Raw genomic sequence first — 23,140 nt, forward strand, 5'->3', positions numbered from 1 at the left:
TCCACCCTCGACACCGACGCGGCGAGCGTAGAGGTCAACCCCACACCGCGGCCACCTCGTCGCGCACCGCCGCCGCCTGCGCCCGACCGGCGCGGGCCGCCGCCGCCCGCCGCGCCGGGTCCAGCACGTTGCGCCCGATGGCCGCCCGCGCCGCCGCGTCCGGCGCCACCACCGCCACCTGAGCCCCCGCCGCCCGCAACGCCGCCACCTGCGCCGACAACCGGGGCATCGGCCCGAACGCCGCCGCCGTCGGCGCCAGCACCACCACCCGCTCCGCGCCCCGGGCCAGGTCCGCGTTCACCGCCGAGCGCATCCCGCCGTCGATGAACCGCCGGTCACCGATGGTCACCGGCGGCCACACCCCGGGCACGGCGCAGCTGGCCCCCACCGCGTCCACCAGCGACACCCCGCTGTCGGCGTCGAACACCACGAACTCACCCGACGCCGCGTCCACCGCGGTCACCAGCAACCGCCGGGCCGGCCAGTCCCGCCGCGGCAGCCGCGCCTCGATCACCGCCCGCCGCGACGCCTCCGACGGCGTACGCGCGGCCACCGCCATCGCCCCGATCCGGGCCCGCGACCGCACCGCGTCCCGGGTCCGCCCACCGGCCCACACCAGCCGCGCCACCGCCGCGAACCCGAACCGCGCCGCCACCTCACCGCCCGGCGGCGCCAACTGCGCCTCGTACAACTGCTCGACCGGGCGGCCCGAGCACACCTGCGCACCCACCACCGAACCCGCCGACGTGCCCACCACCAGGTCCGCCTCGGCCAGCGCGACATCCCGCTCGGCCAGCCCGGCGACGATCCCCAGCTCCCAGGCCACCCCGGTCACTCCGCCGCCGCCCAGCACCAACGCCCGCGTCATGTGACGTTCCCCTCCCCGCCGGCCCGTGCCGGTCACGGTAGCGTCGGCGCAGCGGCAACGGCAGGGGAGAGGTGCGTTGAATCCGGTCACCGTCATCACCGGCGGCAGCCGCGGCATCGGCGCCGCGACCGCCCGCCGGCTCGCCCGCGCCGGGCAGCACATCGCGCTGTCCTACCGCCGCGACCGCGACGCCGCGGCCGCCGTCCTGGCCGACCTGCACGCCACCGGCGTACGGGCCGTCGCGGTGCCCGCCGACACCCGCGACCCCGACCAGGTCGCCGCCCTCTTCGACGCCGCCGCCGAACTCGGCGACCTGACCGGCCTGGTCAACAACGCCGGCGTCACCAGCCCGATCGGGCCGTTCACCGACCTCGACCCGGCCGACCTGCGCGAGGTCGTCGACGTCAACCTCATCGGCTACGTCCTCTGCGCTCAGCAGGCCGCCCGCCGGATGGGCGGTGGCGCCGCCATCGTCAATATCTCCTCCGCGGCGGCCACCCTCGGCAGCCCCGGCGAGTACGTCCACTACGCCGCCGTGAAGGCCGCCACCGACACCCTCACCACCGGCCTGGCCAAGGAACTCGCCCCCCGCGGCATCCGGGTCAACGGCGTCGCACCCGGCATCATCCGCACCGACATCCACGCCCTCTCCGGCATGCCCGACCGCCCCGACCGGGCCGCCGGGCGGATCCCCCTCGGCCGCGCCGGCGAACCCGACGAGGTCGCCGCCGCGGTCGCCTGGCTGCTCAGCCCGGACGCCTCCTACACCACCGGCGCGGTCCTGCGCGTCGCCGGTGGCCTCTGACATCATCGGGGCCATGACCGGAGTCTTCGGAGACGTCGCCGACCTGTACGACGACGCCCGCCCCGGATATCCCACCACCATCGCCGACACCATCCGCGCCTACCACGGCGGCACCCCGATCCACGTGGTCGAGATCGGCGCCGGCACCGGCAAGGCCACCGACGTGCTGCTGCGCCTCGACGCCCCGCTCACCTGCCTCGAACCCGACCCGCGGATGGCCGCCGTGCTGGCCGCCCGACACCCGCGGGTCACCGTGGTCGGCCAGACCTTCGAACAGTGGCAGCCACCCGCCGGCGGCGTACCGGTGATCGCCTGCGCCCTGGCCTGGCACTGGCTCGACCCGGCCACTCGCAACCAGCGCGCCCACGCCGCCCTCACCCCCGGCGGCACCCTCGCCGTCTTCGGCCACAAGTACGGCTACGCCGACCCGGACCAGGGCGCCGCCGTCGACGCCGAGCTGCGCGCCATCGACCCCACCGTCCAGGAACGACCCGCCGGCTGGTTCGAACACGACATCACCGCCAGCGGCGTGTTCACCGACGTGCGGGCCGACACCGCGCACCGCGACGTTCCGCTGGACACCGACGGCTACCTGCGCCTGCTGCAGACCTTCGGTCCGTACCGGCAACACCCGCCCGACCAGCAGACCCGCGCGCTGACCGCGCTGCGGTCCGTGGTGGACGGCTTCGGCGGCACCGTCACCCTGCGCCTGCGCACCACGCTGGTCCTCGCCCGCCGCCCGCACTGAGCCCGCCGACCCGCCCGCCCACCGCCGGCGAGCCGGCGACCGGCGGCGGCAGACCGCCCGTGCCCGCCGACCCGGCGCCGATCGGTGACAATCGCGGCATGCCCCTGCTCGTCCCGCCGCTGCTGATGCCCGGCACGATGGCACGACTGCCGCAACCCGAGATCGACGCCGACGGCGTCCGACTGCGACCCTGGTGCCCCGCCGACCGGGCCGCCGTGGTCGCCGGCTACGCCGACCCGGCGATCCGACGCTGGCACTGCCGGTCGATGACCGACGACGAGGCCCGCGCCTGGATCGACGGCTGGCCGCAACGGTGGCGGCAGGAGACCGGCGCCGGCTGGGCAGTCGCCGACGACACCGGGGTGCTCGGCCAGATCAGCCTGCGCCGGCTCGACCTCGCCGAAGGGCTGGCCGAGGTGTCGTACTGGGTGCTGCCGGCCGCCCGGGGCCGGGGCGTCGCACCGCGCGCGCTGGCCGCGCTGACCGGCTGGGCGTTCACCGGGCTCGGGCTGCACCGGGCGGAGCTGTCCCACTCCACCGCCAACCCGGCGTCCTGCCGGGTGGCGCTACGCGCCGGCTTCCCCGCCGAGGGCACCAAACGCGGCGAGGGCCGGCACGCCGACGGCTGGCACGACATGCACCTGCACGCCCGCCTACGCGGCGACCCGCCACGATAAGGAAGGTTTACAGTTCGGGTGCCGCCCGGGTAGCGTCCAGATCGATCGACAAACACCGATCACGACGAGCGCCTGGAGGTCTCCGTGCGTCGCCGCCCCACCCTCACCCGCCTGCTGGCCACCGCCGCCCTCGCCCTACCGATCGCCCTGCCCGCCACCCCGGCCGTCGCCGCACCACCCGCCCCTACCCGGCAGCTCAGCGACGTCATCCCCGCACCCGTCGAGACCCGCCCCGACGCCCGCGGCACCTTCACCCTCGGCCCGCGCACCGTCATCCGCACCGCACCCGGCTCCACCGACGCCTGGCGGGTGGGCCACCAGCTCGCCGACACCCTGCGCCCCGCCACCGGCTACCCGCTGCCCGTGCTCCCCGTCCACGCCACCCCACTACCCGAGATCGCCCTGCTCCTCGGCGGCGCCGACGCCCGCGTCGGCCAGCAGGGATACCAGCTCGACGTCACCCACCGCGGCGTCACCATCCGCGCGAACACCGCCGCCGGCCTGTTCGCCGGCACCCAGACCCTGCGCCAACTGCTGCCCGCCACCATCGAAGCGGCACACCGGCAGCGCACCACCTGGACCGTCCCCGGCGGCCGGATCATCGACCACCCGCGGTTCGCCTACCGCGGCGCCATGCTCGACCTGGCCCGACACTTCCACACCGTCGACGAGATCACCGCCTACATCGACCTGCTCAGCCAGTACAAAATCAACTACCTGCACCTGCACCTCACCGACGACCAGGGCTGGCGCATCCAGATCGACTCCTGGCCGAAGCTCACCACCGTCGGCGGCGGCCCCGGCACCGGCGTCGACGGCGCCGGACCCGGCTACCTCACCAAGGCCGACTACCGGGCCGTCGTCGCCCACGCCGCCGCCCGGCACATCACCGTCATCCCCGAGATCGACATGCCCGGACACACCAACGCCGCCCAGTCCACCTACGCCAACTCAACTGCGACGGCGTCGCGCCCCCGCCCCGCACCGACATGGCCGTCGGCTACAGCTCCCTGTGCATCGACGACGAACTGACCTACCGGTTCGTCGAGGACGTCATCCGCGAGATCGCCGCCATCACCCCCGGCCCGTTCCTGCACATCGGCGGCGACGAAGCCCACGCCACCACCGACGAGGACTACCGCACCTTCATGCAACGGGTCCTGCCCCTGGTCGCCAAGTACGGCAAGCGCGCCTCCGGCTGGAACGAGATCATGCAGGTCGACCCGCCGACCGACGTCGTGGCGCAGTACTGGGGGACCGGCACCACCAACGCCGACCTCGCCGAAGCCGCCGCCCGCGGCAACAAGGTCGTCATGTCCCCAGCCAACAAGGCCTACCTCGACATGAAGTACGACCCCACCACCCGCCTCGGACTGTCCTGGGCCGCCTACATCGAGGTGCGCGACGCCTACGACTGGAACCCGGCGCAGCGGGTCACCGGCGTGGGGGAGCAGGCCATCCTCGGCGTCGAGGCCCCACTCTGGTCCGAAACCCTGCGCACCCTCGACGACATCGAGTACATGGCCTTCCCACGGCTGCCCGCGATCGCCGAACTCGGCTGGTCGACGACGACCAGCCACGACTGGGAATCGTTCCGCACCCGACTCGGCGCGCAGGCGCCACGGTGGCGCCTGCAGCAGGTCGACTTCTACCCGTCCCCGCAGGTGAGGTGGACCTGACCGGCCGACCCGCGGGTCCGGGCCCCGCCCGGACCCGCGGTCACGAACACGTGGCCGGCCGGCCCACCGGACCACGGTAGGGCAACGTCTGGCTGTAGACGATGTTGGTGGTGGTGCTGCCGAACCGGGCCAGTTCGTTGACCAGTTCCTCGAGGTGGACCATCGAGGTGGCGGCCACCTTCAGCGAATAACAGTCCTCGCCGGTGGTACGCAGGCACTCCAGGATCTCGACGCGCTCCCCGAGCAGCCGGTGCAGTGGCTCGTGCCGGCTGCCGGGGTACTTCAGCCGCACGACGGCGAGCACCGGATAGCCGACCTTCACCAGGTCGACATCGGCGCGGTAACCCGCGATCACCCCCGCCGCCTCCAACCGCTTCACCCGTTCCGTCGTCGCGGAAGCGCTCAGGTTCACCCGACGCCCCAACTCGGTCAGCGGAACCCGCCCGTCCCGCTGGAGCTCGCCCAGGATCGCCCAGTCGGTCGCGTCGAGACTCTCGGCCATCCCGGCAAACTACCGGCAGATCCACTGCGGAAACGCCCACCCCCCGGCCGAACTCCCTTCAACCCGGCAGCACCGCCGAATAGCCTGGACGGCGTGAAGATCGGCGTCAACGTCCCCAACTTCGGCCCCGGCACCAACCCCGACGTGCTGCGCCGCTGGGCACAGACCGTGGAAGGCCTGGGCTTCGACCTGCTGATGGTGTCCGACCACATCGCCGTGACAGCCGACGTCGCCGAGCAGTACCCGGCACCGTTCTACGAACCCTTCACCACCCTCGCCTGGCTGGCCGGCATCACCGACCGGGTCCGGCTCGGCACCACCATCCTCGTCGCCCCCTACCGGCACCCGCTGCTCACCGCGCGGATGGCCGCCAACCTCCACCAGCTCAGCGGCGGCCGGCTCGTCCTCGGCGTCGGCGTCGGCTGGGCCCGACAGGAGTTCGCCGCGCTCGGCGTCCCGTTCCAACACCGCGGCCGCCTCACCGACGAACACCTCGCGGCGATCCGCGACGCCTGGGCGAACGACACCGACTACCGCGCCGGGCAGATACCGATCTGGATCGGCGGCAACAGCGACGCCGGCCTGACCCGGGCCGTACGCCTCGACGCCGCCTGGCACCCGCTGCGGTTCACCCTGCCCTGGCTGCGCGCGGCCCTGCACCGCCTGAAAGCCGCCGCCGACGAGCAGCGCCGACCCGTCCCCGCCCTGGCGCCCCGCATCGCACTACGGCTGACCACGACACCCGTCACCGGCCCCGCCCGCCTCGCCGGCGAGGGCACCATCGAGCAGATCGTCGACGACCTTGACCAGTTGCGCCTCCTCGGCTCCGAGACGGTCGTGCTCGACCCCTTCAACGGCGACCCGCACGAGACCCACCGGCCACAGGCCGCATGGCACGCGCTCGCCACCGTCGCCGCCCACTGGAACCTCAACGACCACCACCGATGAACGGAGCACAGGTGCACCTCGACGACGAACGCCACCTCCGCAAGGCCATCGCGCTCGCCGACGCCGCCCGGCAGGCCGGCAATCCGCCGTTCGGATCCCTGCTGGTGGGCCCGGACGGCACGGTGATCGCCGAAGAACGGAACACCACGATCACCGACAACGACATCACCGCCCACCCCGAACTGAAGCTGGCCCGGTGGGCGGCCGCGAACCTGGCCCCGGACGCGGCAGCGGCCACCACCATGTACACCAGCTGCCAGCCCTGCGGAATGTGCACCGGCGCGCTCGAACGCTCCGGCCTCGGCCGCGTCGTGTTCGCGCTGGCCACCGCGCAGCTCGACAGCCTCAAGTCGGCCAGCTTCACCGCCGGCCCACGGCCCGTACCGCAGGACGGGCCCGCGCTGTTCGACGAGGCGCGCAAGCCGCTCGAGGGCTACTACCGCTGACCCGAACCCCGGGAGAGAATCCACCGTTCACACCGGGCCTTCCCGGCCCGGCGCGACGGTCCAGGCTTCGGCGCCTCCAGGTCCGCGCCCGCCTCCCACCACGGCCCGGCCCGACACCCGCCGGAAAGACGACCGCTGACCCGCCGCGCCGGCCGGGTCAACGGTCGTCGGCGAATCAGCCGGCGCGGCGGGAGCGGGCCAGCGCCAGCCCACCCAGGACGACAGCGACCAGCCCCACCAGCAGGGCCACGTACGCCCCACCCCGCCCGTTGCCCGTGCCGATGCCACTGTCCGACGTCACCACCACCAGCCCACCGAGGCCGATGCCGACCACACCCGCCGTCAGGCTCACGACGGCCCCGAGCCGTCCGCTGCCGATCCGGCTGGTCGGGCGGGCCAACGCCAGCCCACCGACGATCGCGCCGGCCAGCCCCAGCACGGCGGCCACGCTCGCACCGAGACGACCGGCGCTCATGGTGTAGGCATCGGCCGCGGCCGGCTGGGACGAGACGTGCGCCGCCGCTGGCGCGGCGAACCACAACGCGCCGAACAGGGCGGCAGCGGCGGCGGTGAGCAGGTGACGGACGGACATCGCGGATCCCCTTCGCTGGCATGACCGGTACAGCCGGCAGCGTATGGACCAGCCTGGTCCCGAGTCGTCGTGCCAGTGTTGTGCACGCCTACCATCCTGGGCGTACGCGCGCGGCCCGGCCCACCACCACGGTCGTACCCGGGCACCCGCGGAACGTGGCCGCCCGCACATCGACGGTCATCGTTCCTGGGGTCGTGATCCGCGGCTGGGCCAGGGGAGACCTGCCAGCCCGACGGGCAGGCACCCAGAGCGGCGCCCGGCCCGACCACCCGCGGCGAGGAGGCGTTCGTGGCCGCCCGGACGACTCTGGCGCGATCTGGTTCGAGGTGCGCGCCGAGACCGCGCGACGGGGGTCTCCGTGGCGGCGTCCACCAGGGACAGCGGCCGAGGATTCGGCGGCCAGCGGCCGGCACATGACGCGCGCCCACGTGCCACGACGCCGATTCGATAATGCACATTATGTCAAGTAGACCGGATCGGGGCCTCCCTCACCGGAGGTGACCCCCAGGTACGCCGCCACCGCGGTGGCGCGTCGCCCGACCGGGCCGGGCGGGACGTCGACCAGTTCGTAGCCGTGCTCCGCGTACACCCGCTCGTGCACGCGGGCAAACTCCAGCGCGTCGGCGTAGCTGATCCGGCGGGCCGCCGTCGGCGTCACGAACCCCAACGGCCGGACCAGGAACACCTGCCGCTGGTAGATCCCCGCTGCCGTCACCCGCTCGACCTCGGCGGCCAGCACGGCGCCGACCGGCCGGCCCAGGAACCGTGCCAGCGCGAGCGTGCACAGTGGCGACCGGTCGTACACCTGCACCGGCCCGCACGCCCCGGCCTGACGGGCGCGTTGGAGCCGGACGACGGCCTCGACGAAATCGGGCTCGCTCCAGGGCTCGGCCACGCCCCGGGCCTGCCCCGCCGTGATCACGTCGGTGGCCGCCTCGGCGAAGACCTGGTATCCCCGCCGGCGCAGTTCGTCGGCGATGCTGGTCTTGCCCGCTCCCGGCGCGCCGGTCAGCACGTACCGCCGCATCGGCGCCCTCCCCTGACCTGTCCACCAACGCGAAAAACATGCATAATATCCCTTATGCATGACAAACAGGACGAATCGGTACAGCACCTGATCGAGGAGTTCCTGACCGCCCGGGCCACCCGCAAGCCGTCCCCGCACACGCTCGAGGCGTACCGGCGGGACCTGCGTACCGTCGCCGCCCTGGCCGGCGAGCTGGTCACCCCTCCCCTCCCCCTGGACGCCCTGCCTGTCGCCGCCCTCACTCCCCGGCTGATGCGCGCGGCGTTCGCCCGGTACGCCGCCCCGCGCGCCGCGGCGTCGGTGCATCGGGCCTGGTCCACCTGGAACAGTTTCTTCTCCTTCCTGGTCGCCGACGGGGTGGTCGGTGGCAACCCGATGCCGGCGGTCGACCGGCCCCGGGCGCCGCTCCCCCGGCCCAAGCCGCTGCGTGGCCCGGACACCCCGGAGCAGTTGCTGACGGCGGTGGCCCGTGCGGATGCCCGGCAGCGCGATCCGTGGCCGGAGCGGGACGTGGCGGTGCTGGCGTTGGCGCTCTGCGCGGGGCTGCGGCTGTCGGAGCTGTTGGCGCTGCGGGTGGGTTCGCTGGCGGGCCGGCCCGGTGAGCGGCGCGTCGACGTGGCGGGCAAGGGTGGGCGGCCGCGGGTGGTGCCGATCGAACCGGAGCTGGACGGGGTGCTGGTGGACTATCTGGACAGCCGGGCCAGGCGGTTCGGGGCGCGGACGGTGCGGCCCGACGCGCCGCTGCTGGTGGACCGGCGGGGTGAGCCGCTGCGCCGGGGTGGGCTGCAGTACCTGGTGGAGTCATGTTACCGGCGGGCGGGCATCGGCGACCGGGTGCCGCCGGGCGCGCGGCTGCACGCGTTGCGGCACACGTTCGCCACCCGGTTGGCCGAGGACGGGGCGAGCGCGGCGGAGATCATGCGGTTGCTGGGGCACGCGTCGTTGGCGTCGTCGCAGGCGTACATCGAGGTGACGGCCGGTCAGCAGCGGGACGCGGTGCGGGCGAACCGGACCAACCGGGTGTTGGCGGGGTTGGTGCGCGGGGTGGCGGCGCGGTGAGGGTGGGTGAGGCGCGCGCGGTGGCGGAGCGGTGGGTGCGGCAGTACGCGGCGCGGGAGCCGGGTGTGCGGGGCGCGTTGGTCAGTGGTTCGACGCTCAGCATGCCGGACGATGCGGTGCTGCCGCCGTGGTCGGACGTGGACGTGCTGGTGGTGCGGGATGCGCCGGCCGGGAAGGTGGGCAAGGTCCGCTGGGGTGGGGTGTTGCTGGAGGTGACGTTCCTGACCTGGGCGGAGCTGGGTGAGCCGGAGGAGGTGCTGGGGTCGTTCGTGTTCGCGGGTTGTCTGCGGGCGGGTGCGGTGCTGGCGGATCCGACGGGGCGGTTGGCGGCGACGCACCGGCGGGTGGCGGCGGAGTTCGCCGAGCCGCGGTGGGTGCGGCGGCGGTGTGCCGGGGTGCGGGAGCGCATCGAGCGGGGGTTGCGGGAGCTGGACGCGTCGGCGTCGTTGCCCGAGCAGGTGATGGCGTGGCTGTTTCCGACGTCGTTGACGGCGGTGGTGCCGTTGGTGGCGGGGTTGGTGGAGCCGACGGTGCGGCGGCGGTACGTGCGGGCGGGTGAGGTGCTGGCCGGGTGTGGTCTGGCGGAGCGCTATCCGGGTCTGCTCGATTTGTTGGATGGTGGTGGGGTGGGTGCGGCTGGGGTGCGGGAGCACCTGGCCGGGTTGGCGCGCACCTTCGACGTGGCGGCCGAGGTGGCGCGGACGCCGTTCTTCTTCAGCGCCGACATCACGCCGGCGGCGCGGGTGGTGGCGGTGGACGGCAGCGCGGCGTTGGTGGCGGCGGGGTTCCACCGGGAGGCGATGTTCTGGATCGTGGCGACGTACGCCCGGTGTCACCTGATCCTGGCGGCGGACGCTGCGGAGCGGGGTGCGGAGCTGCTGCCGTTGTTCGAGGCGGCGGTGGCGGATCTGGGGGTGGCGTCGGCGGCGGACCGGCGGCGGCGGGCGGACGCGGTGTTGGCGTACCTGCCGGGGTTGTGGGAGACGGCGGAGCTGGTGCTGGCGCGGCGGTGACTCAGTGGGCGCGGTGGCCGGTGCCGTCGGCGGTGGCGGGCAGTGGGCCGAGGACGGCGTCGATGATGTGGATGCGGGCGCCGGTGGCCTGGTAGTCGGCGCAGACGGTGTCGGCGTTGTCGCCGAGGCGGATGCTCGGGCCGGTGCGGGCGACGGTGAGGGTGGTGCCGTCGAGGGTGCGGGTGGTGCCGGCGGTGGCGAGGTCGTCGGCGGTGTGGGCGCCGGCGATGAGGTGGGCGTCGACCAGGGTGCGCAGTTTCTGGTGGTCGCGGGTCATCAGGGTGTCCCAGGTGTCGTCGGAGAACATGGCGGCGAAGGCGTCGTCGGTGGGCGCGAGGATGGTGATCCCGCCGGTGGTGTCGAGGTCGGTGAGGGCGCCGCTGGTACGTAGCGCCGCCTCGAAGGTGGTGAGGGTCGGCATCCAGGTGAGGGCCGCCTCGGCGGGTTGGCCGGCGAGGAAGGTGGGGTTGCCGGGTTCGCTGCCGGTGGGCAGGGCGGCGCAGAGTGGGCCGGTGACGGCGACGGCGGCGGCCGGGGTCGGTGCGTCGCGGGTGGCGGTGCCGTGGGTGGTGCAGGCGGTGGCGGTGAGCAGCAGGACCGCGGCGGCGAGGGCGGGTGCGGTGCGGGGGTGGGACACGGCGGCCTCCACGGGGTGCGGTGGTGCCGGCAGGGCGGTGTGCGCCCTGCCGGCACCGGGTTACCGGGTGGGTGTCACAGGGCCGCGCACTGGTCGGTGCGGGGTCCGTGGACGGTGTTGGTGAGGCCGAGGTTGGTCGGCGCGGGGGTGTTGCCGGCGCAGGCGAGCGGGCCGCGGACGGTGGTGCCGGCCAGCAGCGGCGTGTCGGTGCCGGTGGTGTTGCGGGCCAGGTCGACCGGGCCGGTGACGGTGACGTCGATCAGGGAGATCGCGTCGGTGGTGCCGGTGATCCGGACGGGGCCGGTGACGGTGCTGTCGGCGAGCAGGACGCCGGCGGCGCCGGTGGCGGTGACCGGGCCGGTGATGGTGCTGCCGGTGGCGACGAGGGTGGCGCCGGCGCGGACGGTGACCGGGCCGGTGACGGTGGCGCCGGCGAGGCAGGTGAAGCCGGTGACGGTCAGTGGGCCGTCGCGCCGGCCGGTGAGGGTCGGGTAGACGCGTTCGCCGTCGGTGAGGTTCTCCACGCCCTGGGCGTCGAGCAGCAGCGGGATGAGGCCGCGTTCGGGTTGGTTGAGGGGTACGTAGTAGCTGTCGCCGGTCTTGACGACCTTCCAGCCGTGCGCGGCGAGGCGTTGGGCGACGGTGGTGCCGGCGCCGCCGGGTCCGTCGGTGCGCTCGCCGTGGTACTGCTGCTCGGTGAGCCGGTAGGCGCAGGGCGGGTTGTCGAGGATGAGGTCGGGCCGGGGGGCGTCCAGCGGCGGTGGGTTGTCGCCGGGGTGCGGGGCGGGGTGGGCGGGGATGGGTCGGGAGCCGCGGAAGACCAGCCGGCCGGTGTTGGCGGCCTGGCCGGTGATGGCCTCGGCGCGGGCGGTGGTGATGTCGGCCAGTTGGGCGCGGTGGTAGTCGAGGAACTGGTGGAACGTCCACAGCGCCGAGTAGGTCTTGCGGCGGCGGTTGTTGGTGGTGTTGCCCTCGTCGGGTCGGGTCTGGCCGCCGGAGCTGCGCAGTTCGAGCAGGCTGTTGACGACGTTCTTCAGGCCGAGGGTGTTGCGCAGGATGGTTTCCTCGCTGAGGCCGACGTTGCCGCCGCCTTCGCAGCCGTAGGGGCAGGCCCACCAGCCGGCCTGGGCGCCCTGGCGGTACATGTGGCCTTCGATCATGTCCTGGGACTCGTCGAAGATGGCCTGGGCGACGTTCTGGTGGCGGGGCGGCAGCATGGGCAGGTCGCCGGCGCGGGAGTTGCCGTACTCGTGGCCGTCGTAGCCGGCGACGGGCCGGTAGTCGCGGATCATCGTGACGTACGCGGCGGTTTCGGGTTGGCGGATGAGTGAGTAGTCGCGGTTGAGGTCCTGGCCGGTGGAGTTGCCGCGGGTGTTGGCGGCGCGGCCGTCGCCGTTGATGGTGGGGACGATCAGGACGGTGGTGTGGCTGAGCAGGTCGATGACGCGTTGGTCGGTGCTGAAGGCGAGTTGCCGGGCCAGGATGAGGCAGGCTTCGCGGTCGCCGGGTTCGTTGCCGTGCACGTTGCAGTTGATGGCGAGCGGTGCGGTGGCGGCGACGGCGGCCGGGGTGGCCGGTGGGGTCGGGTGGCCGATGACGAACATGTTGATCGGCCGGTCGCGGACGGTGCGGCCGATCTCGACGACGCGGACCCGGTCGCTGAGGTCGTCGATGGCGGCGGTGTAGGCGTACTCGTCGGTGTCGCTGGTGTACTGGGCGGCGCGGGTGGTCTCCCACTGGGTGCGTAGCTGTTCGCCGGGGGTGTCGGGGTTGCCCCAGGGTGCGGTGGTGGTGCCGGCGACCGGGTCGGACCAGGGCTGTTCGGTGGTGCCGACGCGGGCGCGCACGCGCCAGCGGAACCGGTCGCCGGGGTGGTAGCCGGCGTCGGCGAAGGTGGGTGATTCCTGGTTGATCTGCCGGTTGGGGCGCCAGATGCCGACGATGGTGGGCGCGCCGGTGGGGGTGTCGGTGTGGTCGACGGCGGTGCGTTCGATCTGGTAGTCGGTGGCGTCGGGTACCGGTTGCCAGGCGAGGGTGGTGTGTCCGTCGGCCTGCTGGGCGGTGAGGTCGGTGACCTGGTTGGGGGCGGCGGTCTGCTGCTGTCGGGCGCTGGCCGGGGTGGCGACGAGGCTGACGGCCAGGAGTGTGGACAGTGCGATGAGGATGTTTCGGCGTCTCACGTGGCCTCCATGGCGAGGACTGGTTGACCGTGACGCGGTTTGGACCAGCATGATCGGCATGGATGAGTGACGCAACGACCTTGAGCAATTCTTGCGGTAAGGGGTCCTCTCCCCCGTCGCCGCTGACCGTTCAGCCGAGGTCGACCAGCAGGGGCCGGTGGTCGGAGATGGTGGACAGCGGGGTGTGCACGCCGGTGACGGGTGGCAGTTGGTCGATGCCCTGCCGGTCGGCGAGGACGTGGTCGAGTTGCACCCGGGGTTGCCCGGCGGGGTAGGTGGGGCGGCGGCCCAGGGGTCGCCAGCCGGAGACGAGGCGGGCGGCCCAGGCGGGCAGGTTCAGGTCGCCGAGCAGGATGCGGGGGGCGGGCAGGGTGCGCAGGGCGCGGACGACCCGGCGCAGTTGGTGGGCGTTCCAGCCGGGGACGAAGGACAGGTGGGTGGCGGCGACGGTGAGCGGGCCGTGCGGGGTGTCGAGGATGGCGGCGAGCAGCACGCGGGGTTCGTCGTGCAGCAGGACGAGCCCGCCGCCGGGGCCGGGGACGTAGACCGGTGAGCGGACCGGCGCGGGGCGCAGCCGGGTGACCCGCCAGCTGCGGACCGGGTGGCGGCTGACCAGGCCGACGCCGTAGCAGGGTTCGCCGTGCCCGTCGTCGTCGTGGGTGAGGGGGCGGAACCGTTCGCCGGGGGTGCCGACGACGGCGGCGGCGAAGCGGTGTTCGGGGGCGCCGAGCGCGCGGGCGGCGATGGCGGTGAGGTCGAGTTTGCCGCTGCGGCTCTGGTCGCGGTCGACCTCCTGCAGGGCGAGGATGTCGGCGTCGAGGGCGGTGACGGCGGCGGTGAGGCGGTCGGGGTCGACCAGGCCGTCGGTGAGGGAACGGCCGTGCAGCAGGTTGAACGTGGCCAGGCGCACGTTTGCACCCTACGACGCCGTGGCACAGTTGCCCGGTGCTCAGGGTGTTGCTGTGTTCGGCGCTGGTGTTCGTGGCGGTCGGCGCGGTGGGTGTCTGGTTGCGGCGCCGCCGCGGCCGCTGATCCACTCCCCCCGCCCACGGCTTGTCAGCCCGGTCGGGTTCCGGGTGCTCGTCGAGCTGTGCGTGCCGCGCGATGTGCGGCGCTGCGTGGTGCAGTTCGGTCGGGTCAGCGCGGCGTCCGGGCGGCCCGTGGGCGGTGAGCGCGTGGGCCGTACCGGCCGGGGTGGTGCCGGGTCAGGCCCGGACCGCCGGGCCGCCGGGGCAGGGCGGCTGACCTGCCCGGATTTGGCACCGGCCGGGTGTCGGTGCTGGTGAGGCTGGCCACAGACGGTCTCGTCGCCGGGGCGGCGGTGGGAAGAATGGCGGCCCGTGGACCCCGTATCGCTGACCACCCTGCTCGCCGCGGCCGCCATGGCCGGCTGGGTCGACGCGGTGGTGGGCGGCGGCGGTCTGCTGCTGTTGCCGGCGCTGCTGGTGGGGGCGCCCGGGATGCCGGTGGCCACCGCATTGGGCACGAACAAGCTGGCGGCGATCGCCGGGACCAGCACGGCGGCGGTGACGTACGCGCGGCGCACCAAGCTCGACTGGGCGGTGGCCGGGCCGGCGGCCGGGCTGGCGGTGCTCTGCGCCGGGCTGGGCGCGGCGCTGGCCGGCAGCGTCCCGGGGTCGGCGTACCGGCCGGTGGTGCTGGTGGTGCTGGTGTCGGTGGCGGTGTTCGTGTTGCTGCGGCCCCGGCTCGGCGTGGTGGCGGCGCCGCAGCGGCGCACCCCGAAGCGGGTGGTGGCGGCGGTGGCGGTGGCCGGCGTGGGCATCGCCCTGTACGACGGGCTGATCGGCCCGGGCACCGGCACGTTCCTGGTGCTGGCGTTCACCGCGCTGATCGGCGCGGACTTCGTGCACGGCTCGGCGATGGCGAAGGTGGTCAACGCCGGCACCAACCTGGGCGCGCTGGTGGTGTTCGCCGCGACCGGGCACGTGTGGTGGCTGCTGGGCGCGGGCATGGCGGTGTGCAACATCGCCGGGGCGGTGCTGGGGGCGCGGATGGCGTTGCGCCGCGGCGCCGGGTTCGTGCGGCTGGTGCTGCTGGTGGTGGTGGTGGCGCTGGTCGGCAAGCTCGGCTACGACCAGTGGCTGGCCGGCTGACCGGCCGCGGGGCGGCGCGGCCGATGTGTGATCATCGGCGGGTGCCGGTACGCGCGGAACACGACCGGGCCGTCCTGGCGCGACTGCTGGGCCGGGATCCGGTGCTGCACGCCTACCAGTTGGGCGACCTGGACGACTTCTTCTGGCCGTACACCTCGTGGTTCCGCCGCGGCGACGAGGTGGCGTTGCTGTACCACGGCGCCGACCCGCCCACCCTGCTGGCGTTCGCCGCCCCGGCGCGGGTGCCGGCGCTGGCGGGGCTGCTGCGCGAGCTGGCGCCGGTGCTGCCGGCCCGGCTGTACGCGCACCTGTCCCCCGGCCTGGAGCCGGCGCTGGCCGACGGGTTCACCCTCGACGCGGCCGGCGCTCACCACAAGATGGCGCTGACCGACCCGGCGCGGCTGGCCGCGGCGATCCCGGCGGGGGTGGTGCTGCACGCCGGTGACCTGCCGGCGCTGCGCCGGCTCTACGCGGCCGCCTACGCGGGCAACTGGTTCGACCCGCGGATGCTGGACACCGGCCAGTACGTGGGGGTGCGCGACGGCGACGAGCTGGTGGCGGTGGCCGGGGTGCACGTGTACTCCCCCGCCTACCGGGTCGCGGCGCTGGGCAACGTCACCACCCATCCCCGGGTACGCGGCCGGGGGCTGGCCGGGGCGGCGGTGGCCGCGCTGTGCGGGCGGCTGCGCGACCGGGTCGAGCACGTGACGTTGAACGTCAAGGCCGACAACACGGCGGCGCTGCGGCTGTACGACCGGCTCGGCTTCACCCGCGTCGCCGAGTACGGCGAGTACACGCTGACCGCCCGCCGCGCCTGACGCCCGCGCCCCGCTCCGGTGGTCGGTGGGTGGCCGTCAGCCGCGCTGGCGGGACGAGTCGAACTGGCCGGCGCGGATCTCCCGCAGCGCCCGGCGGCGGACGTCGCCGCGCAGGGTGTCGACGTAGAGCCGGCCGGCCAGGTGGTCGGTCTCGTGCTGCAGCGCGCGGGCCAGGAACCCGCTGCCGGAAATGGTCAGCGGCTCGCCGTGCTGGTCGAAGCCGTGCGCGGTGGCGTGCATGGCCCGCCGGGTCGGGAAGTAGAGCCCGGGGATGGACAGGCAGCCCTCGTCGTCGTCCTGGGTCTCCTCGGACAGTTCCAGGGTCGGGTTGACCAGGTGTCCGCGGTGGCCGTCGGCGTCGTAGACGAACACCTGGGCGCTGACCCCGATCTGGTTGGCGGCCACGCCGGCCCGCCCGGGCGCGCCGAGCAGGGTGTCCATCAGGTCGGTGACCAGGGCGCGCAGTTCGGCGTCGAAGCTGGTCACCGGCTCGCACGGGGTGCGCAGCACCGGGTCGCCGATGATCCGGATGGGCCGCATCGTCATGTCGGCAAGATTATCCGGCGGCTGGCGGGGCGCCACCGGCCGGGCGGTCGCGGATCAGCACCTCGATGCCGTCGAGGATGCGGTCCAGCCCGAACTCGAAGGCGCGCGCCGGGTCGCCGGCGGCTTGGTACTCCTCGCCGGCGGCGGCGCCGACCCGCGCGGCGAGCGGGAAGCGGCGCGGGTCCATCGCCTTCTCCAGGTACGGGGCGTGCGCCTGCCACCACTGCTCCTCGGTCATCCCGGTGCGCTCGGCGGCCTGGGCGGCCTCCACCGCGCCGCGTACCGCGCCGTGCACGAACCCGGAGATCAGTGTGACCACGGCGTCCATCTCCAGGTCGGTCAGGCCGATGCCGTCGACGGCGCCGAGTTCGTACTCGTAGCGGGCGATCACGTTGGGGCCCAGCGGCGGGCGGGTGGTGGCGACCTGCAGCAGCCACGGGTGGCGCAGGTAGAGCGCCCGGGTCTCGCGGGCGATCTGCGTGAGCCGGCCCCGCCACCCGCCGGGCACGTCGGTGGGGCGGGCGGCCTCGCCGTAGACGGTGTCGAGCATGACGTCGAGCAGTTCGCCCTTGCCCGGCACGTACGTGTAGAGGCTCATGGTGCCCACCCCGAGCCGCTCGGCGACCCGGCGCATGGACAGCGCGGCGAGTCCTTCGGTGTCGGCGACCTCGATCGCGGCCCGGACGATCCGGTCGACGCTCAGGTCGGGGCGCCCCTTGCGGCTGACGCGTTCCCGGGTGCGCCACAGCAGGGCGAGGCTGCGGGCGGGGTCGCCGGTGCCGCTGTACTCCGTCGTCACGCCCCGCACTGTACCGTCGCCTGTACCGTACTTTGTACGGTACGGTGTACGCCGCCACTGCGGGAGACGGGAGCACGGATGCACGACGACACACCGGCCATCGAGGCCGAAGGGCTGCGCAAGCGGTACGGCGACGCCGAGGCCCTGGCCGGGCTCGACCTCGCGGTGCCGGCCGGGCGGGTCTGCGCCCTGCTCGGCCCGAACGGGGCGGGCAAGACCACCGCGGTGCGGATCCTCACCACCCTGCTGCGACCCGACGCCGGCCGGGCCCGGGTGGCCGGGCACGACGTGCTGCGCCACCCCGACCGGGTACGGGCCGCGATCGGCCTGGTCGGGCAGCACGCCGCCGTCGACGAGGTGCTCAGCGGCCGGCAGAACCTGGTCCTCTTCGGCCGGCTGCACCACCTGTCGACGCCTGCCGCGCGGGCCCGCGCCGACGAACTGCTCGACCGGTTCGGCCTGGCCGACACCGGCACCCGGCCGGTCTCCGGCTACTCCGGCGGCATGCGTCGCCGGCTCGACCTGGCCGCCAGCCTGGTCCGCGCTCCGGGCGTGCTCTTCCTCGACGAGCCCACCACCGGGCTCGACCCGCGCGGGCGCAGCGAGGTGTGGGACGCCGTACGCGGCCTCGTCGCCGACGGCACCACCGTGCTGCTGACCACCCAGTACCTGGAGGAGGCCGACCAGCTCGCCGACACCGTCCGGGTGATCGACGCCGGCCGGGTGGTCGCCGCCGGCACCCCCGACCAGCTCAAGAACGACCTCGGTGGCGACCGGCTCGACGTGGTGTGCGACCGCGTCGACGACCTCGACCGGGCCGCCGCCCTGGTCGCCGCCGCAACCGCCGCCACCCCGGCCGTCGACCCGGCCGCGCTGCGGATCAGCGTCCCGGTCGCCGACCGGGTCACCGCCCTGGCAGCCGTGCTGCGCGCGCTGGACGGCACCGGCGTCGCCGTCGCCGACGTGGCGGTGCGCCGCCCCACCCTCGACGAGGTGTTCCTGCGTCTCACCGACACCCCGACCGAGCGGACGGTGACCGCATGAGCAACCTCACCCTGGCCCCGGCCCGGTTGCGCTGGGCCGTCACCGACAGCGCCGTGCTCACCGGCCGGGCGTTGCGGCACTGGGCCCGCCAGCCCGGGCAGCTGATCGTCGGGCTGCTCTTCCCGGTGCTGCTGGTGCTGATGTTCGGCTACCTGTTCGGCGGGGCGATGTCGGTGCCCGGCGGCGGCGACTACCGCGAGTTCCTGCTGCCCGGCCTGTTCGCCATGACCATGGCCTTCGGCATCGAGGCGACGTACGCCGCGGTGGCCACCGACACCGCCCGCGGGGTCACCGACCGGTTCCGGTCGCTGCCGATGGCCCCGTCGGCGGTGGTGACCGGCCGCGCCGCCGCCGACGTGCTGCACTCCGCCGCCGGCCTGGCGGTGATGCTCGGCTGCGGCTGGCTGGTCGGCTGGCAGTGGCGCAACGGCCTCCTCCCCGCGCTGGCCGCGATCGGGCTGCTCCTGCTGCTGCGGGTCGCGCTGATCTGGGCCGGCATCTACCTGGCGCTGCTGCTGCGCCGGCCGGAGTCGGTGGTGGCGCTGCAGATCCTGGTCTGGCCGGTCGGGTTCACCTCCAACGCGTACGTGCCGCCGGAGACCATGCCGGGCTGGCTGGCCGCGCTGGCCGAGTGGAACCCGCTGTCGGCGACGGTGGCCGCCTGCCGGGAACTGTTCGGCAATCCCGGCTGGGGCGGCGACTCGTTCGCCGCGCAGCACGCCGTGGTGCTCGCCGTGGCCTGGCCGGTGCTGCTGATCGCGGTGTTCCTGCCGCTGTCGGTGCGCCGCTACCGGCGGCTGAGCCGCTGACGGGCACCAGCACGCCGAGGGGCGCCGCCGACGCCGGTGGCGCCCCTCGGCCGTGACCTTCGGCCGGCGGTCGCCGCCAGCCCGGTCGGGCGGCGAGCGGCCGATGCCGGCGGCCCGGTCGACGGGTCAGGTGGGCGGTGGGGGCAGGCCGGCGTCGGCGATGCGCTGGCGCAGCGGCCGGCGACCCACCGCGGCGAGCACCGCGTGCAGCAGGTCGGCCAGTGGCACCGGCAGTTCCGCGTCCAGTTCCCGCATCGCCGCGGTGGTGGCCGTCCACTCCGCCTCGATGACCGGCAGCAGCTCGCGGGCCCGGTCGGTCAGGTGCACGATGCGCTGCCGGGCGTCCGCGCCACGGGTCAGCTCGACCAGCCCGGCCCGGGCCATCTGCGCCACGGTCTGGCTGGCCGCGGAATGGGTCACCCCGACCCGGCGGGCCAGGTCCCGGATGGGCAGCGGCCCGTCGGCGACCAGCACCCGCAGCGGCGGCGAGAACCGGGGCCGGTAGTCGGCCAGGCCCCGCTCGGCGTAGACGGTGGCCACGTCGCCGTCGAGCACCTCCAGGACGTGCCGCAGCAGCGTCCCCACCGCCTCCCGGTCCGGCACCTCGGTCACCCCGCTAATGTAACAGCGCTGTTGTATCTGAGGGAGGACGGGATGTACGAAGCGGTGCAGCCGTACGCGCACGGCATGCTCGACGTCGGCGACGGCCAGCTCGTGTACTGGGAGACCTGCGGCAACCCGGCCGGCAAGCCGGCGGTGGTGCTGCACGGCGGCCCCGGCTCCGGCGCCGCGCCGAGCTGGCGGCGCTACTTCGACCCGGCCCGCTACCGGGTGGTCCTGTTCGACCAGCGCGGCTGCGGCCGCAGCCGCCCGCACGCCGCCGACCCGGCCGTCGACCTGTCCGTCAACACCACCGACCACCTGGTCGCCGACATCGAGCGGCTGCGCGAGCACCTGGGCGTGGACCGCTGGCTGGTGCTCGGCGCGTCCTGGGGGTCCACCCTCGGCCTGGCCTACGCCCAGCGGCACCCGGCGCGGGTCAGCGAGCTGGTGCTGTTCAGCGTGGTCACCACCAGCCGCCGCGAGGTCGAGTGGATCACCCGGGACATGGGGCGGATCTTCCCCGCCGAGTGGGCCCGCTTCCGCGACGGCGTGCCTGCCGCCGACCGCGACGGTGACCTCGCCGACGCGTACGCCCGGCTGCTGGCCGACCCGGACCCGGCGGTGCGCGAGCGGGCCGCCCGGGACTGGTGTGCCTGGGAGGACACCCACGTCGGCACCGTCCCCGGCCACCGTCCCGACCCCCGCTACACCGACCCGGAGTTCCGGATGGCCTTCGCGCGGCTGGTCACCCACTACTGGCGGCACGCCGCCTTCCTGCCCGACGGCCAGCTGCTGCGCGAGGCGGGCCGGCTCGCCGGCATCCCGGGGGTGCTGCTGCACGGCCGGCTCGACATCAGCAGCCCACCGGAGATCCCGTGGCGGCTGGCGCAGGCCTGGCCGGCCGCCCGCCTGGAACTGCTGGACGCCGCCGGGCACGGATCCGGCCACGGCATCGGCGAGCGGGTGCTGGCCGCGCTGGACGAGTTCGCCGGCCGCCGCTGACACACCGACGCCGCCCGCCCGCCTCCATCGGCCACCGGGACGCGCCACCCATCGCCCGCCCGGGTCGCCGGCCTGCGCCGTCGGCCGCCAGGACACGCGGGTGCCCACCGCCGAGGTGCGGGACAGGTCGATGCACCCACGGCCCGCCCGCCCGGGTCGCCGGCCTGGGCGGGCGGTGGCGCCGTGGCGTCGAGGACGGGGGCATCAGTCGCCGAGGGCGCGCCGCTGCGGATAGACCGTCTCGCCGCGGGCGAGCATGTCGACGAACTGGGCGATCCGCCGGGCCCGGGTGTCGGCGCGCTTGGCGCCGGCGACCCGGTACAGGACGGCGTACCGGTTCTGCGCGGTGAGGATGTCGAACATCGCCCGCGCCCGGGGCTGCGCCGCCAGCGCGGCGGCCAGGTCGTCGGGCACCTCGGCGGTGGCCTGCCCCGGGTAGGCCGCGTCCCACCGGCCGTCCGCCCGGGCGCGCTCGACCTCGGCCATTCCGGCCGGTCGCATCCGCCCTTCGCTGATCAGCCGGGTGACGAGGTCGACGTTGCGCGCCGACCACGGGCTGCGGGGGCGCCGCGGGGTGAACCGCCGCCGGTAGGTGCTCTCGTCGCGGCGGCCGGCCTGGCCGTCGATCCAGCCGTGGCAGAGCGCCTCGTCGAGCGCCTGGTCGTAGGTGAGGCTGGTCGGGTGCGTGGTGCCCTGCCGGGCGAGCACCAGCCACACCCCGGTCGCGCTGTCATGGTGCGCGCCGAGCCACTCCCGCCACGCGTCCGCGTCGGCGACCACCAACTCCACCACCGCACCCGCTCCACCCACTGCCCCCACCCCGACCTCCCCACCCACAACCACACCCCCGGACCCCGCCGGTTGATCATGAGGTTGGCGGTGTGGAAACGGACATCCCGCCCCGCCAACCTCATGATCAACGCTCGCCGGGCGACCGGGGGTCACCGTAGCGGGATCCACCGACAAGTCGCGGGCGGGTCGAGCGGGGTCAGCGGTTGGCGAGGGCGGCGCGCACCGGTGCGGTCTTCGCGGCCGCCTCGGCGACCTCGGCGTCCGGGTCGCTGTCCCAGGTGATGCCGCCGCCGGCCCAGACGTGCATCCGGTCGCCGTCGGCGGCGGCGGTGCGGATGGTCAGCCCCAGGTCGATCCGGCCCGGCGCGACCCAGCCGAGCGCGCCCATGCTGGCGCCCCGGCCGACCGGCTCCAGGGCGGTGATCCGGTCCAGGGCGGCGAGCTTCGGCGCGCCGGTGACCGACCCGCCGGGGCAGACCGCGCGCAGCAGGTCGGCCAGGCCGAGCCCGTCGGCCACGGTCGCGGAGACGGTGGACTCGGCCTGCCACAGGTCGCACCAGCGGCGCACGGCGAACAGCTCATCCACCCGGACCGTGCCGGTGCGGGCGACCCGGGCCAGGTCGTTGCGTTCCAGGTCGACGATCATGACGTGCTCGGCGCGTTCCTTGGCCGAGGCGAGCAGTTCGGCACGGCCGGCGGCGGTGGCCGGGCGGGTGCCCTTGATCGGGCGGGTGATCAGCCGACCGCCGGCCAGCTCCACCAGGGTCTCCGGGGAGGCGCAGCCGATCGCCCAGCCGGCGCCGGTGAGGGTGCCGCCGTAGCGGGCGCCGGGCAGCGCGCCGAGGCGGGCCAGCGCTGGCAGCGGGTCGCCGGCGTACCGGGCGGCCGCGTGGCCGACCATGTTGACCTGGTAGACGTCGCCGCGGCCGATGGCCGCCCGCACCGCCCGCACCGCGTCGGCGTGCTGCCGGGGCGTCCAGCTCTCCGCCCAGTCGCCGAGCCACCAGCCGGCCGCCGGCGGCGCGGCGGGCGGGGGCGTCGGGGTGTGGCCGTAGACGACCACGGCGACCTCCGGCAGGTCGGCCGGGTTGGCGGCGCCGGCCGCCGCGCCGGCCAGCAGCGCGCCGGCGGCGGCGGAGACGTAGAGCGCGGCCCCGCACAACCCGTCGGGGTCGTGCCGGGCGCCCGGGCGGGCCAGGTCGTGCAGCGCCACGCCGTGGGCGGCCAGGAAGTCCTCGGCGAGGGCGGCCGGGTCGCCGCCGTCGGCGGGCCGCCACTCCCACCGGGCGCGTTCGACCAGCGTACGGCGGCAGCCCGCGGGTGCCGCCGGCACATCGATCAGCCTCGCGCTTGGGAGCGTTTCCACGCCGTCCGGCCCAATCTTCCTCATCCGTTCAGTGGATTTCCTGTCGACCACGCGCACTTGTGCTCG

26 protein-coding genes are annotated in these 23,140 nt (G+C 74.7%); 14 read left to right on the plus strand and 12 right to left on the minus strand.

Translation table 11 applies throughout. The features are described 5' to 3' along the window. Positions 1–34: 34 nt before the first annotated feature. Positions 35–868, minus strand: coding sequence for a patatin-like phospholipase family protein (locus tag GA0070609_RS11745; RefSeq protein WP_088993845.1), 834 nt, complete (start codon positions 866–868; stop codon positions 35–37). A 76-nt stretch (positions 869–944) separates the two neighbouring features. Here GA0070609_RS11745 and GA0070609_RS11750 point away from each other — a divergent pair, with 76 nt between their 5' ends. The 5 genes from GA0070609_RS11750 to GA0070609_RS34860 all read left to right on the plus strand — a co-directional run bounded on the left by GA0070609_RS11750 (position 945) and on the right by GA0070609_RS34860 (position 4,777). After that, positions 945–1,673 (plus strand): SDR family oxidoreductase, encoded by a 729-nt coding sequence (locus tag GA0070609_RS11750; RefSeq protein WP_088993846.1) that lies wholly within the window; start codon positions 945–947, stop codon positions 1,671–1,673. Positions 1,674–1,686: 13 nt separating this feature from the next. Further along, positions 1,687–2,421, plus strand: a complete 735-nt coding sequence (locus tag GA0070609_RS11755) for a class I SAM-dependent methyltransferase (RefSeq protein ID WP_157748120.1) — start codon at positions 1,687–1,689, stop codon at positions 2,419–2,421. Positions 2,422–2,519: 98 nt separating this feature from the next. Next, positions 2,520–3,098: a GNAT family N-acetyltransferase gene (locus GA0070609_RS11760; RefSeq protein WP_088997671.1), complete on the plus strand. Its 579-nt coding sequence runs from the start codon at positions 2,520–2,522 to the stop codon at positions 3,096–3,098. An 84-nt stretch (positions 3,099–3,182) separates the two neighbouring features. Then, positions 3,183–4,130: a family 20 glycosylhydrolase gene (locus GA0070609_RS34855; RefSeq protein WP_269459278.1), complete on the plus strand. Its 948-nt coding sequence runs from the start codon at positions 3,183–3,185 to the stop codon at positions 4,128–4,130. Then, complete coding sequence (locus GA0070609_RS34860; protein WP_269459279.1) at positions 4,088–4,777, plus strand: family 20 glycosylhydrolase; 690 nt, start codon at positions 4,088–4,090, stop codon at positions 4,775–4,777. The genes GA0070609_RS34855 and GA0070609_RS34860 overlap by 43 nt, the downstream gene beginning before the upstream one ends. Positions 4,778–4,817: 40 nt before the next feature. Here the strand turns inward: GA0070609_RS34860 and GA0070609_RS11770 are convergent, their stop codons facing one another. Continuing rightward, positions 4,818–5,279, minus strand: coding sequence for an Lrp/AsnC family transcriptional regulator (locus GA0070609_RS11770; RefSeq protein ID WP_088993848.1), 462 nt, complete (start codon positions 5,277–5,279; stop codon positions 4,818–4,820). Between the two features lie 93 nt (positions 5,280–5,372). On the opposite strand from GA0070609_RS11770, the gene GA0070609_RS11775 reads away from it, so the two are divergent. After that, the gene (locus GA0070609_RS11775) at positions 5,373–6,227 is read left to right on the plus strand and encodes an LLM class flavin-dependent oxidoreductase (RefSeq protein ID WP_088993849.1); all 855 of its coding nucleotides are present in this window, start codon (positions 5,373–5,375) and stop codon (positions 6,225–6,227) included. Next, complete coding sequence (locus GA0070609_RS11780; protein ID WP_231928633.1) at positions 6,224–6,673, plus strand: nucleoside deaminase; 450 nt, start codon at positions 6,224–6,226, stop codon at positions 6,671–6,673. The genes GA0070609_RS11775 and GA0070609_RS11780 overlap by 4 nt, the downstream gene beginning before the upstream one ends. A gap of 175 nt (positions 6,674–6,848) precedes the next feature. Here the strand turns inward: GA0070609_RS11780 and GA0070609_RS11785 are convergent, their stop codons facing one another. Then, positions 6,849–7,265, minus strand: a complete 417-nt coding sequence (locus tag GA0070609_RS11785; RefSeq protein ID WP_088993850.1) for a DUF6223 family protein — start codon at positions 7,263–7,265, stop codon at positions 6,849–6,851. 457 nt (positions 7,266–7,722) lie between these two features. After that, positions 7,723–8,292 (minus strand): AAA family ATPase, encoded by a 570-nt coding sequence (locus GA0070609_RS11790; RefSeq protein WP_088993851.1) that lies wholly within the window; start codon positions 8,290–8,292, stop codon positions 7,723–7,725. A gap of 54 nt (positions 8,293–8,346) precedes the next feature. Between GA0070609_RS11790 and GA0070609_RS11795 the strand changes: the two genes are divergently transcribed. Both GA0070609_RS11795 and GA0070609_RS11800 read left to right on the plus strand, forming a co-directional pair. Then, positions 8,347–9,351: a tyrosine-type recombinase/integrase gene (locus GA0070609_RS11795; protein WP_088993852.1), complete on the plus strand. Its 1,005-nt coding sequence runs from the start codon at positions 8,347–8,349 to the stop codon at positions 9,349–9,351. Further along, positions 9,348–10,364, plus strand: coding sequence for a hypothetical protein (locus tag GA0070609_RS11800; protein WP_088993853.1), 1,017 nt, complete (start codon positions 9,348–9,350; stop codon positions 10,362–10,364). The genes GA0070609_RS11795 and GA0070609_RS11800 overlap by 4 nt, the downstream gene beginning before the upstream one ends. Position 10,365: 1 nt before the next feature. Here GA0070609_RS11800 and GA0070609_RS11805 read toward each other — a convergent pair whose 3' ends face one another. The 3 genes from GA0070609_RS11805 to GA0070609_RS11815 all read right to left on the minus strand — a co-directional run bounded on the left by GA0070609_RS11805 (position 10,366) and on the right by GA0070609_RS11815 (position 14,091). Beyond that, a complete protein-coding gene (locus GA0070609_RS11805) occupies positions 10,366–11,001 on the minus strand; it encodes a fasciclin domain-containing protein (RefSeq protein WP_088993854.1) in 636 nt (211 codons plus the stop codon). Between the two features lie 74 nt (positions 11,002–11,075). Then, the gene (locus GA0070609_RS34865) at positions 11,076–13,181 is read right to left on the minus strand and encodes a M14 family zinc carboxypeptidase (protein ID WP_269459280.1); all 2,106 of its coding nucleotides are present in this window, start codon (positions 13,179–13,181) and stop codon (positions 11,076–11,078) included. A 130-nt stretch (positions 13,182–13,311) separates the two neighbouring features. Then, positions 13,312–14,091, minus strand: coding sequence for an endonuclease/exonuclease/phosphatase family protein (locus GA0070609_RS11815; RefSeq protein WP_088993855.1), 780 nt, complete (start codon positions 14,089–14,091; stop codon positions 13,312–13,314). Between the two features lie 430 nt (positions 14,092–14,521). Between GA0070609_RS11815 and GA0070609_RS11820 the strand changes: the two genes are divergently transcribed. Together GA0070609_RS11820 and GA0070609_RS11825 are read left to right on the plus strand one after the other, a co-directional pair. Beyond that, positions 14,522–15,295: a sulfite exporter TauE/SafE family protein gene (locus GA0070609_RS11820; RefSeq protein ID WP_269459281.1), complete on the plus strand. Its 774-nt coding sequence runs from the start codon at positions 14,522–14,524 to the stop codon at positions 15,293–15,295. A gap of 41 nt (positions 15,296–15,336) precedes the next feature. Then, complete coding sequence (locus GA0070609_RS11825) at positions 15,337–16,113, plus strand: GNAT family N-acetyltransferase (RefSeq protein WP_231928634.1); 777 nt, start codon at positions 15,337–15,339, stop codon at positions 16,111–16,113. A gap of 36 nt (positions 16,114–16,149) precedes the next feature. Here GA0070609_RS11825 and def read toward each other — a convergent pair whose 3' ends face one another. Both def and GA0070609_RS11835 read right to left on the minus strand, forming a co-directional pair. After that, positions 16,150–16,659 carry a peptide deformylase gene (def, locus tag GA0070609_RS11830; RefSeq protein WP_088993856.1) on the minus strand — a complete coding sequence of 170 codons (510 nt, stop codon included), beginning with the start codon at positions 16,657–16,659 and terminating at the stop codon, positions 16,150–16,152. Between the two features lie 10 nt (positions 16,660–16,669). Further along, a complete protein-coding gene (locus tag GA0070609_RS11835) occupies positions 16,670–17,458 on the minus strand; it encodes a TetR/AcrR family transcriptional regulator (RefSeq protein WP_088997676.1) in 789 nt (262 codons plus the stop codon). Positions 17,459–17,536: 78 nt separating this feature from the next. Here GA0070609_RS11835 and GA0070609_RS11840 point away from each other — a divergent pair, with 78 nt between their 5' ends. Then, complete coding sequence (locus tag GA0070609_RS11840) at positions 17,537–18,502, plus strand: ATP-binding cassette domain-containing protein (RefSeq protein WP_088993857.1); 966 nt, start codon at positions 17,537–17,539, stop codon at positions 18,500–18,502. After that, complete coding sequence (locus tag GA0070609_RS11845) at positions 18,499–19,311, plus strand: ABC transporter permease (protein ID WP_088993858.1); 813 nt, start codon at positions 18,499–18,501, stop codon at positions 19,309–19,311. The genes GA0070609_RS11840 and GA0070609_RS11845 overlap by 4 nt, the downstream gene beginning before the upstream one ends. Positions 19,312–19,437: 126 nt before the next feature. On the opposite strand, the gene GA0070609_RS11850 is transcribed toward GA0070609_RS11845, so the two are convergent. After that, a complete protein-coding gene (locus tag GA0070609_RS11850; protein WP_088993859.1) occupies positions 19,438–19,923 on the minus strand; it encodes a MarR family winged helix-turn-helix transcriptional regulator in 486 nt (161 codons plus the stop codon). Positions 19,924–19,965: 42 nt separating this feature from the next. On the opposite strand from GA0070609_RS11850, the gene pip reads away from it, so the two are divergent. Next, on the plus strand, positions 19,966–20,916 hold the full coding sequence (gene pip / locus GA0070609_RS11855; RefSeq protein WP_088993860.1) for a prolyl aminopeptidase: 951 nt from the start codon (positions 19,966–19,968) through the stop codon (positions 20,914–20,916). A 204-nt stretch (positions 20,917–21,120) separates the two neighbouring features. Here the strand turns inward: pip and GA0070609_RS11860 are convergent, their stop codons facing one another. Both GA0070609_RS11860 and GA0070609_RS11865 read right to left on the minus strand, forming a co-directional pair. Continuing rightward, complete coding sequence (locus GA0070609_RS11860; protein WP_197700258.1) at positions 21,121–21,726, minus strand: YdeI/OmpD-associated family protein; 606 nt, start codon at positions 21,724–21,726, stop codon at positions 21,121–21,123. Positions 21,727–21,904: 178 nt separating this feature from the next. Next, the gene (locus tag GA0070609_RS11865) at positions 21,905–23,098 is read right to left on the minus strand and encodes a chorismate-binding protein (RefSeq protein ID WP_088993862.1); all 1,194 of its coding nucleotides are present in this window, start codon (positions 23,096–23,098) and stop codon (positions 21,905–21,907) included. Positions 23,099–23,140: the final 42 nt, after the last annotated feature.

Source organism: Micromonospora echinaurantiaca (genome assembly GCF_900090235.1).
In the GTDB taxonomy this organism is placed as follows: Bacteria; Actinomycetota; Actinomycetes; order Mycobacteriales; family Micromonosporaceae; genus Micromonospora; species Micromonospora echinaurantiaca.